The organism is Enterobacteriaceae endosymbiont of Donacia proxima (genome assembly GCF_012569285.1).
Lineage (GTDB): Bacteria > Pseudomonadota > Gammaproteobacteria > Enterobacterales > Enterobacteriaceae.
This window is the reverse complement of the sequence record NZ_CP046198.1, coordinates 384,525-398,530: the sequence shown is the minus strand read 5'-3', so window position 1 is coordinate 398,530 and position 14,006 is coordinate 384,525. Positions and strand designations below refer to the sequence as shown.

At 17.9% G+C, this 14,006-nt stretch carries 11 protein-coding genes and 1 other RNA gene; 5 read left to right on the top strand and 7 right to left on the bottom strand.

The genetic code is table 11. The features are described 5' to 3' along the window. Positions 1 to 225 precede the first annotated feature (225 nt). Both smpB and ssrA read left to right on the top strand, forming a co-directional pair. Complete coding sequence (smpB, locus tag GJT97_RS01930) at positions 226 to 681, top strand: SsrA-binding protein SmpB (protein WP_169767802.1); 456 nt, start codon at positions 226 to 228, stop codon at positions 679 to 681. 10 nt (positions 682 to 691) lie between these two features. After that, positions 692 to 1,042: a transfer-messenger RNA gene (gene ssrA, locus GJT97_RS01925) on the top strand. Between the two features lie 45 nt (positions 1,043 to 1,087). Here the strand turns inward: ssrA and GJT97_RS01920 are convergent. From GJT97_RS01920 to GJT97_RS01900, 5 genes are all read right to left on the bottom strand, one after another. Continuing rightward, positions 1,088 to 2,890, bottom strand: coding sequence for a GTP-binding protein (locus tag GJT97_RS01920; RefSeq protein WP_169767801.1), 1,803 nt, complete (start codon positions 2,888 to 2,890; stop codon positions 1,088 to 1,090). A gap of 246 nt (positions 2,891 to 3,136) precedes the next feature. Then, complete coding sequence (locus GJT97_RS01915; RefSeq protein WP_169767800.1) at positions 3,137 to 4,006, bottom strand: 5'-3' exonuclease; 870 nt, start codon at positions 4,004 to 4,006, stop codon at positions 3,137 to 3,139. 44 nt (positions 4,007 to 4,050) lie between these two features. Further along, positions 4,051 to 4,731: a thioredoxin domain-containing protein gene (locus GJT97_RS01910; protein ID WP_169767799.1), complete on the bottom strand. Its 681-nt coding sequence runs from the start codon at positions 4,729 to 4,731 to the stop codon at positions 4,051 to 4,053. Between the two features lie 140 nt (positions 4,732 to 4,871). Then, positions 4,872 to 5,639 (bottom strand): RluA family pseudouridine synthase, encoded by a 768-nt coding sequence (locus GJT97_RS01905; protein WP_281352046.1) that lies wholly within the window; start codon positions 5,637 to 5,639, stop codon positions 4,872 to 4,874. Positions 5,640 to 5,647: 8 nt separating this feature from the next. Next, entirely contained in the window at positions 5,648 to 5,827 is a 180-nt protein-coding gene (locus GJT97_RS01900; protein WP_169767798.1) for a S4 domain-containing protein, read from the bottom strand. Positions 5,828 to 5,900: 73 nt separating this feature from the next. Here GJT97_RS01900 and bamD point away from each other — a divergent pair, with 73 nt between their 5' ends. Continuing rightward, complete coding sequence (bamD, locus tag GJT97_RS01895; protein ID WP_169767797.1) at positions 5,901 to 6,614, top strand: outer membrane protein assembly factor BamD; 714 nt, start codon at positions 5,901 to 5,903, stop codon at positions 6,612 to 6,614. 68 nt (positions 6,615 to 6,682) lie between these two features. Here the strand turns inward: bamD and tyrA are convergent, their stop codons facing one another. Both tyrA and GJT97_RS01885 read right to left on the bottom strand, forming a co-directional pair. Continuing rightward, the gene (gene tyrA, locus GJT97_RS01890) at positions 6,683 to 7,756 is read right to left on the bottom strand and encodes a bifunctional chorismate mutase/prephenate dehydrogenase (protein WP_169767796.1); all 1,074 of its coding nucleotides are present in this window, start codon (positions 7,754 to 7,756) and stop codon (positions 6,683 to 6,685) included. An 18-nt stretch (positions 7,757 to 7,774) separates the two neighbouring features. Next, positions 7,775 to 8,851, bottom strand: a complete 1,077-nt coding sequence (locus tag GJT97_RS01885) for a 3-deoxy-7-phosphoheptulonate synthase (RefSeq protein ID WP_169767795.1) — start codon at positions 8,849 to 8,851, stop codon at positions 7,775 to 7,777. Between the two features lie 197 nt (positions 8,852 to 9,048). Between GJT97_RS01885 and parC the strand changes: the two genes are divergently transcribed. Further along, positions 9,049 to 11,301, top strand: a complete 2,253-nt coding sequence (gene parC, locus GJT97_RS01880) for a DNA topoisomerase IV subunit A (protein ID WP_169767794.1) — start codon at positions 9,049 to 9,051, stop codon at positions 11,299 to 11,301. Between the two features lie 245 nt (positions 11,302 to 11,546). Further along, positions 11,547 to 14,000, top strand: coding sequence for a bifunctional aspartate kinase/homoserine dehydrogenase I (gene thrA / locus GJT97_RS01875; protein ID WP_169767793.1), 2,454 nt, complete (start codon positions 11,547 to 11,549; stop codon positions 13,998 to 14,000). The last annotated feature ends 6 nt before the right edge of the window (positions 14,001 to 14,006 follow it).

The following is a 14,006-nucleotide window of genomic DNA, read 5'->3' as shown; positions in this document are numbered from 1 at the left end:
ATTTTTTTTTTCTTTTATATTATTTTTCATATTCTATCCTTATAATTTTTTTTTTTAATTGTTAAAAATTATTTGTTATAAGATAATAAATTTTATTTTGTACAAAAATAAAATTTTTGCAAGATATTTAATCTTATTAAATTAATTATATTTTTTAAATATTGTTTTTTATAAATATATTAGTTATAATAATTAGAATATTTATATAATAAATTTTTTTTTATAATGGAAAAAAAATTTTTTATTTTTAATAAAAAAGTATATTATAATTTCTTTATTAAAGAAAGAATTAATGCAGGACTTATTTTAAAAGGTTGGGAAGTAAAATCTTTAAGATTAAATAAAGCAACTATTGTAAATAGTTATGTAACTATTTTAAATAGAAAAATTTATATATGCAATCTAAATATTAGTCCATTAAAAACAGTATGTAATTATGTTAAATGTAATTCTAAAAGAATGAAACAATTATTATTAAAAAAAAAAGAAATAGAATTTCTACAAAATTATATAAATAATAAGGGTTTTACCATTGTAGTACTTGGTTTATTTTGGAAAAAATCATGGTGTAAAATAAACCTGGCTATCGTAAAAGGTAAAAAAAAACATGATAAAAGAAATATTTTAAAAAAAAAAATATGGAATATTAAAAAAATACGTTTATTAAAAAAAAGTATTTAAATGTTAAAATGGGGCTGATTAGGATTTGACAGAATTATAAAACTCGAAGAGCATGTCAAGGTACGGTAGGCCTTGTAAAAAAACCGTTTAAATATAATTGCAGAAAATCAAAACTACGCTTTAGCAGCATAAAAAACTGTATAGGCTCTGTTACTTATTATTTTCTCTTTAGTAAAAAGTAAACAGTCATATATAAAGAGATCGTATATAATTTGTCTGAAATTATATATTAAAGTATTGAGACTAGATAATATAAACTTTGTTTTATCAGTTTATATTATTAAAATATGAGATAAAACTAAACATGTAGTGCTAAAAGTGTAATAATTTTGGACGGGGGTTCGAATCCCCCCAGCTCCAAGTAAAATTTTTACTATATGTTGTTTATATTTTTTATATGGTAAATTTAGTTAGATTTTTTTTTAATTCGTATTGATTTAGGTGTAATTTCTATCAATTCATCATATTGAATAAAATCTATTGCTTCTTCTAAGGATATTTTTTTTATAGGAATTAAATTTATAGGATTATCACTACCGGATGCTCTCATATTAGTAAGTTTTTTATTAATTAAACAATTTACAAAAAGGTCATTTGATTTATTATGTATTCCTATTATTTGTCCTTTATAAATTTTATCTCCAGGTTTAATTAATAACTTACCTCTTGATTGTAAATTATATAAAGAAAATGCGACAGCATAACCTTCTTTATTTGAGATTAAAACACCATTATTTCTTTTGTGTATTATATCATATTTATTTACATCATAATGACTAAAAAAAGAATTTATTATTCCATTTCCTGATGTTATATTTATAAATTCATTACGTAAACCGATTAAAGCTCTACTTGAAATAATTGCTTCAATTTTAATTCTATTATTAAAATTATTTAAAATAATATTATTTATTATAGCTTTTTTTTTATTTAATAATTGAATTATATTACCTTTTTTATTTTGCATAAGGTCTAAAATTAATACTTCAAATGGTTCTTTCCGTTTACCATTAATGATTTTAGTTAAAATTTGTGGTTTTGATACTAATAATTCAAATCCTTCTTTTCTCATATTTTCTATAACCATAGCAAGATGTAATTCTCCTCTTCCAAAAACCATAAAAGTATTATTATTTTCAGTTTTTTCTATATGTAAAGCCATATCATATAAACAAACTTTATTAATTTTATGAAATATTTTATGAGATGTTAAATGTTTCCCTTCCATACCTGCAAATGGAGAATCATTAACTTGGAATAACATACTAATTTTTGGTTTTTCTATTTTTAATTTGGGAAGAGATTTATAATTATTTATATCACAAATTGTATCAGAAATATTAATGTTTTCGAATCCTGTTCCTGCAATACCTATAATATCACCAGCTTGAGCATTATTTGCATAAACATGTTTTAATCCTATATTAAATATTATATATAAAACTTTCATTTTTTTAATTTGATTATTTTTATCTATAAAAATTAAATTTTGATTTATTGTAATTTTACCTCTTTTTATTAAACCAATACAAATATTACCAATATAATTATTAAATTCTATTTGAGATATTTGCATTTGAAATGGTTTATTAATATCACATTTAGGAGATGGAACATAATCAATAATAGTTTTATATATAATATCCATATTATTATACATTTTATTTATATTATTTCCTGACATTCCTTTAAGAGCAGATGTATATATTATAGGAAAATTAAGTTGATCATCAGAAGCATTTAAATCTATAAATAAATCAAATATTTGATCGATAACCCAATCTGTTCTAATAAATTTTCTATCTACTTTATTTATTATTACAATCGGTTTAAATTTATATAAAAAAGCTTTTGATGTAACAAACCTTGTTTGTGGCATAGGTCCTTCAATAGCATCTACTAATAATAATACAGAATCTACCATTGATAAAATACGTTCTACTTCTGCACTAAAATCTGCATGTCCTGGAGTATCAATAATATTAATTTTATAATTTTTCCAAAAGATAGATGTATTTTTTGAAAAAATAGTTATACCTTTTTCTTTTTCTAATTCATTAGAATCCATTAATCTGTTAGTATTATTTTTATTTTGTAATAAATTTTTAACATTTTTAAAACTATCAGATTCTTGTAATAATTTATCTATTAACGTTGTTTTTCCATGATCTATATGTGCTACAATAGCTATATTACGTATTTTTTTCATAAAATCCTGATAAAATAATAGTACTTAAAATTAATTAAAATTTTTTTAATTTATAAAAATAATTTTTGTTATTTATTAATATTATTATTTTATTTTCAATAATCTTAATTATATTTTTATTAATATAAAGATATCATATATTATTATAAAATAATATTTATCAATATTATGTATTTAAAATATAAAAATAAATGTTAATTTTTTTTTAATTTTTATAGAAAAAAATAATATTATAAACTTAATAATTTAATTAATATAATTACTATTAATTAAATTATTAAATTCATATAATTTAAATAAATATTTTAAATTATTTATTTCTGGTTTAATTTCAAAATTTAAATATTCTTGATTTAAAATAATATTAGTTTCAATTTTTGTTAATTTATGATATAAAAATACTAACTCTTTATATTTTATTAATTTTTTTTTTATATTTATTCCACCTCTAAAATTAATATTATTAATATTATTTATATTTTGATAAATTTTTGTTAAATCACCTAATTTATTAATTAGTTTTTGACTTATTTTTTTTCCTATTCCTGGAACCCCAGGAATATTATCTATAGAATCACCACTTAATGCTAATAAATCGCTAATGAATTTTGGGTATACTCCATATTTATGATATATTTCTTTCGGTCCAGAAATAGAGTAATTAATTGGATTTACTATTTTAATATTTTTTGTAACTAATTGTGTTATATCTTTATCTATACTAAAAATAAAAATAAAATAATTTTTTTTTTCTGCATATATTGCTAAAGTACCAATTATATCATCTGCTTCTACATTTTTTATAGATATAACATTATATCCCATAGCCTGTATAATTTTATACAAAGGTTTAATTTGTATAACTAAATTATTAGGCATATTAATCCTAGTTAATTTATATTTACTAAAAATTTTTCTTCTGAAAGAATTTCCTTTAGTATCAAATATAATTAAAAAATAACTATTAATATTCATTTTTATGATTTTGTTAAACATTTTAATAAAACCATACATTGCTCCAGTAGGATATCCTTTACTATTAGTTAAATAAGGTAAAGCATAATATGCACGGTATAAATAAAATGTTCCGTCTATTAAAATTATTTTTTTTTTCATATATATTTATATATACTAAATTAAATCTTTTTTTTAAAAAAAATTTATTTTTTTAAAAGTTTTAATACTAAATTTATATAATGCGAATAAAGATTATCTCCATAATTATTATATAATGAAGATAAATTAATTACATATTTATTATTAATATAAATATCTGGAACTAAATTTATATCAAGTTTTTCAACTAAATCATATTCTTTTTCAAATAATGTTTTTGCTATATTACTATTCCACGCTGCATCAAATGTATTACTAGTTATACCTGTAATTTTTATAAAAAGTTTTTTTATAGATTTATAATCATGAATTGTTTCAGTATTATGAATACCATCGAAAATAGGACCTATAATTTTATTTTCTACATTTAACATTTTAGCAACCACCCATGTATAACCTAATAAGGTAGCAAATCCATTTTCTTGACCCATTTTACTATAATGAATTCTTATAATTTTAACATTTTTGGGAATTTTATTTTTAAAAATTTTTTTATCAATATTTCTATAAAATTCGTAACAATGAGGACATAAAAATGAAAAAAATTCAATTATAACTGGTTTATTACCAAATGCTTTTTTATATAATAACTGACTTTCTTTTGTTAATTTTTCGTAAAAAAGCTCTCTTGATGGGTTTCTGTATGCAAAACATCTATTAGATGTAAATAATAATAAAAATAGCATACTAAAAAATAGTACACATTTTTTTTTTGTATTTATCATAGTTTTATCACTCTTAATTAAAATATAAGATTAATATAATTTAATATCTATTAAATATAGATATTTAAGTTAAACTATTTTTAAAAAAATTTTTAATTTTATATTAAAACTTTTAATGATAAAATATCAAAAGTTTTAGATTAAATATTAACATTTTTTAAAAAATTAATCAAATTATTTATATCATTTGGTAAAATCGTATTCAGTTTTATTTTTATTTTATAAAATGGATGCATAAATTTAATACAATATGCATGTAAAGCTTGTCTTTGAATTATTTTATTAATTTTTGTTTCATAAAATTTACTAATATTAATATTATTGATATAATTTTTATAAATTTGATCACCAACAATACTATGTTTAATATATGATAGATGAACTCTAATTTGATGAGTTCTACCTGTTTCTAATTTAATTTTTAAATGAGTATAATTTTTAAAAATATTTTTTATAAAAATTTTAGTTATTGCTGATTTACCTAATGGGTGTATTTTCATAAAAATATTATTTTTTTTATATATACGTTTTATTGGAAAATTTATAATATTATTATTTTTAATAATTCCATTAACAATTGTTTCATATTTTCTTACTATATTATGTTTTTTTAATTCTTGTTTTAAAAAAAAATAACAATAAATATTTTTTGCTATTATCATTAAGCCAGTAGTATTCTTATCTAATCTATGTATAATTCCTGCTCTAGGTATATCTCTTGCATGTGGATAATAATATAATATTGCATTAAATATAGTATTATTTATATTTTTATTACCAGGATGTACAACAATATTAGATGTTTTATTAATAACTAAAACATATTGATCTTCATAAATTATATTTAAAGGTATATTTTGTGCTTTCCATATTATTTTTTTATTTAAAATAAAAGTATTAATTTGAATTATATCTCCTAAAAAAATTTTTTTTTAGGTATATTAATAATATTATGATTAACTTGAACTTTATTACAAATTATTAATTTTTTTATTTGTGTTCTAGAAAATTGTAATATTTTTTCTTTAAGAAAAGAATCTAACCTTTTTTTATTATTTAATAAACAAACTTTAAAAGTTAAATTAATATTTTTCATTTTATTTAAGATTTTGAAATTATAGATTATATTAAATATATAATATTTTAATAAATTAAAAAATAAAAATTATATGAATAAAAAAATATTTTTAATTAACATAATTATGTTTATATTACTAATTACAATTAATTGCCAATATAATACATATATACATAAACAAAAACATTTTAATATTTCTTTAAAATATGATTATCTTAATGCTATAAGATTTTTATCTGAAAAAAAATATGATCAAGCTTTATTAGAATTTAATAATTTATATATCAATTATCCTCGTAATATATATACTGAAAAGATTTTAGTTTTTTTAATTTATCTTAATTATGTAGAACATAATTTTTTAATTGTTTTAGAATTAATAGATGAATTTGTACAATTATATGATAATTCTGCATTTATGAGTTATATTCTCTATATTAAAATAATGGCAGAAATATCTTTAGATACTAATAATCAAATACAAAACTTATTTAAAATTAATAGAAGTGATTGTAATCCATTTTATACTCAATTAGCTATTAATGATGCAAAAATATTTTTTAAAAAATATCCAAATAGTATTTATATTCATCTTTTAAAAAAAAGATTAATGTATATGAAAAAACGTATTAAAAATTTTGATTTAAATATTATTAAATTTCTTTATCAAAAAAAAAAATATATATCAGTAATTAATAGATGTTTAATATTTTTAAAAAATAATTCATGTAATGATATTAATACTTATTTAATAAAAAAAATTTTAAATGATTCTTTAGATAAATTAAATATCAGTCATATTTAATGTTATGTAAAAAAACTTAATATTATTATAATATTAAGTTTTTTTACATTTTTACTATAATTTATAATTTAATTGTTTATATTATTTATTAATAAATTTTGTATATTTTTAAATATATTTTTTATTTTATTTATTTTATTGTTTTTAATTAAAAAAAATAAGTTATTTATAGAATTTAAATATTTTTTAATACTTTCTTTATTATTTTTAAATTTTAAAATAAGATTTGTATATAATTGTGGATCATAAATAAAAAAATTTTTAAAAATAAAAAAATTTAAGTCATATATAGGTTTTGATAAAATAAATATTTCATTTAATGAAATTTTATTATTAAATAATAAAGTAGTATATGTTAATACAAAAAAATACTTTAATGATTCTATAAAAAATATATATTGGTCATGTTTTATAATATCAATATTATTAATCTTTATCCCCCAAATTTCTATTTGTTTTAAAAACCATAAATAAAATTCTTTATTACGTCCATGACAATACATTATAAATTCTTTTAAAAAAATTTTTTTTTTTATATTAAATAATGGATATAAACCTAGAACAGGTCCTTTATATATTGGAAGTATTATTTCAAAAGAAATTTGTTTAATAGGAGATAAATCAACTAAAATACAGTTTTTAGGTAAAATTAATAATTTTTTAATAATTTTTCTTAAGAAAGGAATAGATACATTAATAATAATCATGCCTATATTCATAAATATAGAATGAATATTATTCAAATCTAAATTTTTTTCTTTTACATAATGTATATTATATCCTGTTAATATTAACATTTTTTTAAAAAAAGAACCTATTTTATTATTACTAATAATAAGTATTGTAGACAGATAAGGTTGTAAATTTTTAAATATTTTATTTTTTTCATGTAGATATGATTCATTAATTATACGAGATAATATATCTTCTATGAAATCAGGAGATATTCCTATTTGTTCTGCTTCTTTTCTCCTTAATTCAATAATTTTTTTTTCCCTTTCAGGAAAATAAATAGGTAATCCATTTTTATATTTTATTAATCCAATTTGTTTTACTAAATTTAACCTTTTTTTTAAAAGATTTAATAAATCTATATCTAGAATATCAATTTGATTACGTAATAAATCTATTTTATTTAGCATATTGTTTTAAATTTATATTTAAGAAATATTTTTTTTTTTTAAAAAACGTATTTTAAGTATTAAATCTAATTCATTATTTATTTGTAATAAAACTTTTTCTGTAGATTTAAAATCTAAACATCCATCTGTAATTGAAACTCCATATTTTAATTTTTTATTATTTTTAATATCTAAAATTTGATTTCCTTGATTAATATAACTTTCTATCATTATTCCTATAATAGATATATTTCCTTCTTTAATTTGGGAAATTATGGATTTAATAACTAAAATTTGTTTTGTATAATCTTTATTAGAATTACCATGACTGCAATCAATCATTATATTAGATTTTAATCCAATATTTAATAAAATTTTTTCACATTCTAATATATTATGTTTATAATAATTAGGTTTTTTACCTCCTCTTAAAATAAGATGACAATTTTTATTACCTGTAGTACTTACTATATATGATTTTCCATTTTGATCTAAACTTATAAAATGATGTTTTATGGCTGATGCTTGAATCGCATTAATAGCTACATTAATATTACCATTTGTATTGTTTTTAAATCCGGCAGGAATATTAATTAAAGAAACTATTTCTCTATGAATTTGAGATTCTACCGTGCGAGCTCCAATTGCTACCCAACTTAATAAATCATCTATATAATGGAATGTATTAGGATCTAATATTTCAGTTGCTAATGATATATTTTTTATAGCTAATTTTATTAATAATTTACGTGCTAAGTATAATCCTTTATTTATATCAAAAGTATGATTCATGTATGGATCATTAATTAATCCTTTCCATCCTAAAATTGTTCTAGGTTTTTCAAAATATACTCGCATAATAAGAAATATATTTTTTTTTAATTTTAAAGATAAATTTTTTAATAAATTACCATATTCTATAGCTTCATCAAAATTATGTATCGAACATGGTCCACAAACAATTAAAATTCTAGGATCTTTACCATTAATAATATTTGATATAATTTTACGTGATATTAATATATTATTTTTAATATCTTGGGATATTGATAATTTTTTTTTTAATTCTTTTGGAGTAATTAAAGTATTTTTATTATCAAAATTATTTTTTTGCATAATAAAATTATCCATATATAAAAATTTTATTGCATAAAAATAACATATTTATTCTATAAAATTCAATAAAATTGTTATTTAATTTTTAAAATATAAATTAAAAATAAAAATAATTTTTTTATAATTAAAATATTATAAATATTAATTTATAATCAAAAATTTTTTTTTATACAAATATTTTTCTTAGGAAATATTAAATGAATAAATTATTAAAAAAAAATATAATAGAATCTATACAATTAGATAAATTCGCAGAAAATGCATATTTAAATTATTCTATTTATGTAATTTCTGATAGAGCATTACCACATATTGGAGATGGATTAAAACCAGTTCAAAGAAGAATTATATATGCTATGTCTGAATTAGGATTAAAATCTTCATCTAAATATAAAAAATCTGCTAGAACTATTGGTGATGTAATAGGTAAATATCATCCTCATGGAGATATAGCATGTTATGAAGCAATGGTTTTAATGGCACAAACTTTTTCTTATAGATACCCATTAATAGAAGGGCAAGGTAATTGGGGTGCACAAGATGATCCAAAATCATTTGCAGCAATGAGATATACGGAATCTCGTTTGTCTAAATATTCTAATATTTTATTAAATGAAATAGAAAAAGGTACTGTTGATTTTATTCCTAATTTCGATGGTACATTATTAGAACCTAAAATATTACCTGCTTGTTTACCTAATATTATTTTAAATGGATCAACAGGAATAGCCGTCGGTATGGCAACAGATATACCACCACATAATATTCAAGAAATATCTCATGCAATAATTAAACTTATTGATAATCCTCAAATTTCATTAAATGAACTTCTAAAGATAATACAAGGTCCAGATTTTCCAACAAAAAGCGAAATTATAACATCTAAAGATGAAATATATAAAATATATGAAAAAGGAAAAGGTTCAATTAAATTAAGAGCAATATGGAAAATTAAAGATAATTCAATAATTATAACATCTTTACCTTACCAAATTTCAGGAATACGTATTATTGAACAAATTAATACACAAATAAGAAATAAAAAATTACCGATGATTGAAGACATTAGAGATGAATCTGATTATGAAAATCCTACACGAATAGTTATTATTATTCGTAATAATTTTAATCATTTAAAAATTGAACAAATTATGTTACATTTATTTTTTATTACTGATCTAGAAAAAAGTTATCGTATTAATTTAAATATGATCGGTTTAAATAATAAACCAGCTGTAAAAAATTTAATAGAAATATTATCAGAATGGATTCTATTTAGAAAAATAATAATAAAAAAACGTTTACATTTTTATTTAGAAAAAATAATTAAAAAATTACATATTATAAAAGGACTATTAATTGTATATTTAAATTTAGAAAAATTTATTAAAATTATTCGTTTAAATCCAGATCCTAAACCTATTTTTAGAAAAGAATTTAATTTAACTAATTTACAAATAGAAACTTTACTTAATTTTAAATTACGTTCTATTTCATTTATAGAAGAAAAAAATTTAATAGATAAAAAAAAAAAATTAGAAATAGAATATAAAAATATTATACAAATATTATCTTCAGAAAAAAAAATTAATATGTTATTAAAACAAGAAATATTATTCTCATCTAAAAATTATAATAATAATCGTCGTTCAATTCTAAAAAAAAGAGAAGAAGCAAAATTATTAAATGAATCAGAATTAATTTTAAGTGATCCTATTACAATTATTTTATCTAAAATGGGATGGATTAGGTGTGCAAAAGGACATGCTATAGATCCTCTAAACCTTAATTATAAATCTGGAGATTCATTTTTACTTTCTGTAAAAGGAAAAAAAAATCAAACTATAGTAATTTTAGACTCTATTGGACGTAGTTATAGTATCGATACAATTTCATTGCCTGCGGCAAGAAGTCAAGGAGAACCTTTAAATGCTAAATTAAATATTTCTAAAGGATCTGTAATTAAAAGTTTGTTAATGGAATCTAATAATAAAGAAATTATTTTATCTTCTAGTTTTGGTTATGGTTTTATATGTCAATTTCATGATTTAATTGCATGTAATAGAAATGGAAAATTATCTATTATTCTATCTAAAAATGCAGAAATATTATCACCTTTAGTTATTAAAAATAAAAATACTAAAATATTAGCTATATCTTTGTTAAATAGATTTTTATTATTTTCAATAAATGAAATTTCTAAATTATCTAAAGGAAAGGGAAGTAGATTAATCTTTATTAATAAAAAAGATTTTATTCAAAATAAAGATAAATTAAAATGGATATTTTGTATTAATAAAAATTCTATAGTTTATATAAAAACTGATACAAAACAGTTTATATTAAATTATGAAGAAATTAAAAAATTTTATTCATTAAAAGGTAAAAAAGGTTTTTTTTATAAAAATATAAAGAATATTAAAGATATTTTTATTAAAAATAATAATTAAAATTATTTATTAATATATAATTTTATATAAATTTATTTTTTAAAAATTTTATATTTTAAAACAAATAATTAATATAATTAATTTATTTATTTAAATATAAATAAATTATAAATTATGATTTATATAAAATAAATAAATTAAATATTTTAATAATGATTATATTAATATATATTTATTTTATAAAAATTATAAATATCTAATTATTTATGTTTTTATATTTTAAAAATTTATATAGGTTTAACAATATGAAAGTATTAAAATTTGGTGGAACTTCATTAAAAAATGCAAAAAAATTTTTATTAGTAGCAAATATAATTAATAATTATTTAAAAAAAGAAAAAATAGCTGTTGTTTTATCTGCTCCTGCAACTATTACAAATATTCTAGAATTACTAATAAAAAAAAATTTAGAAAAAAAAAATTATAAAGAAGATTTTATATATATTAAAAATTTTTTTGTTAATTTAATTAATAATTTAAAAAAAAAAGTTAATGATATAGATATTTTTCTTTTATCTAATAAAATAAATGAAATATTATCTAAAATAAAAAATTTATTAAAAGGTATTGAATTAATAAATTATTGTCCAGATATAATTAAGGCAAAAATTTTATCACAAGGTGAAAAATTTTCCATATTTTTATTAGAATCTTTATTAAAAATAAAAAAATATAAAATATATATTATTAGTCCTAAAAAATACTTATTAGCTTATGGCAATTATTTAGAATCGACAGTAAATATTACTATAACTTCTAAAAATCTTAAAAAAATAAATTTATCTAATATTGATTTAATATTAATGCCTGGATTTTTTGCTGTTAATAAAAATAAAGAAACTGTTTTATTAGGTAGAAATGGTTCAGATTACTCTGCTGCAGTATTAGCTGTTTGTTTTAAAGCAAGTTGTTGTGAAATTTGGACTGATGTAAATGGTATTTACACTGCGGATCCTAATATTGTATCTAATACACAATTATTAAAATTTATTAGTTATCAAGAAGCAATAAATTTATCATATTTTGGAGCTAAAGTAATCCATTATAAAACATTATTGCCTATGTTTAAAAAAAATATACCTTGTGTTATTAAAAACATAATGAATTCTAAATTTAATGGAACTATAATTAAGAATTTTGATATAACTAAACATTTATTACCAAAAATAAAAAGTATTACTGAATTAAAAAATATATCAATGTTAAATATTTTTGGTAATAAAAATAAATATATAAAAAATATTATATCAAAAATATTATTTTTTATATTTGAATCTAAAATATCTGTTTATTTTATAACTCAATCTTCTGAAGATTGTAATATTAATTTATTTTTACTAGATAAAGATTTAAATAATTTAAAAAATTTATTAGAAGAAAAATTCTATTTAGAATTTAAATATAATCTAATTAAATCTATACAAATTATTCAAAATTTATCATTAATTACTTTGATTATTAATCAAGTTAATTATTCTAAAAATATAATTTCCAATTTTTTAAAAATATTTAAAATAACTAAAACAAGTATTTTCGGTATATCACAAAATATTTTTCAAAATCATATTACTGTCGCTATAAAAAAATACTATGTAAAAGATATCATTAAAATATCACATGAAATTTTATTTCATAAAAAAAAAATATTAGAAATTTTTATTATAGGTACTGGAGGTATTGGAAGTACTTTATTACAACAAATAAATAAAAATATAAATAATTTTAAAAAAAAAAATATTTTTTTAAAAATTTGTAGTATTTTAAATACAAAATATTCATTAATAAATTTTAATGGAATTAATATAAAAAATTGGCGAAAAGAAATAAAAGATAGTCCTTTCTATAATAATCAGATAGAATATTTATTACAAAATATTAAGAAATATAAATTAATTAATCCAGTTATCATTGATTGTACTTCTTCACAAAAAATTGCTGATAAATACATTGATTTTTTTAATTATGGTTTTAATATAATAGCTGTTAATAAAAAAGCAAATTCTTCCAGTATAGAATACTATAATCAAATACGTTTAACAGCAAGTAAATTAAATTTAAAATTTTTTTATGAAACAAATGTTGGTGCAGGTTTGCCAGTTATTAATACATTAAAAAATTTGTTACAAACAGGTAATAAAATCAATAAATTCATTGGAATTTTATCTGGTTCACTATCATTTATTTTTGGTAAATTAGAAGAAGGAATTCTTTTATCTAAATCAATAATAATGGCACAAAAAATGGGTTTTACAGAACCAGATCCTCGTATAGACCTTACAGGTATAGATGTAGCTAGGAAATTACTTATATTAGCTAGAGAAATCGGTTTTAATATAGAACTAAAAGATATTATTATTGAATCTGTTATATCTAATGAATTAAATAAAAATTCTTCTATTAAAGAATTTTTTAATTCTTTATCAGATATAGATAATATCTATGTTAAAAAAATTCAAATTGCGAAACAAAATAATAAAGTCTTACGTTATATAGGAAGTATAGATGAAAAAGGTATATGTAAAGTAAAAGTTATTCAAATTGATAATAATCATCCATTTTTTAATATAAAAAATGGAGAAAATTCTTTTGCTTTTTATACTAATTATTATCAACCTTATCCATTAGTATTAAGAGGATATGGAGCTGGTAATAATGTTACTGCCGCAGGAGTATTAACTGATTTATTACATATTATTTAATAAAAT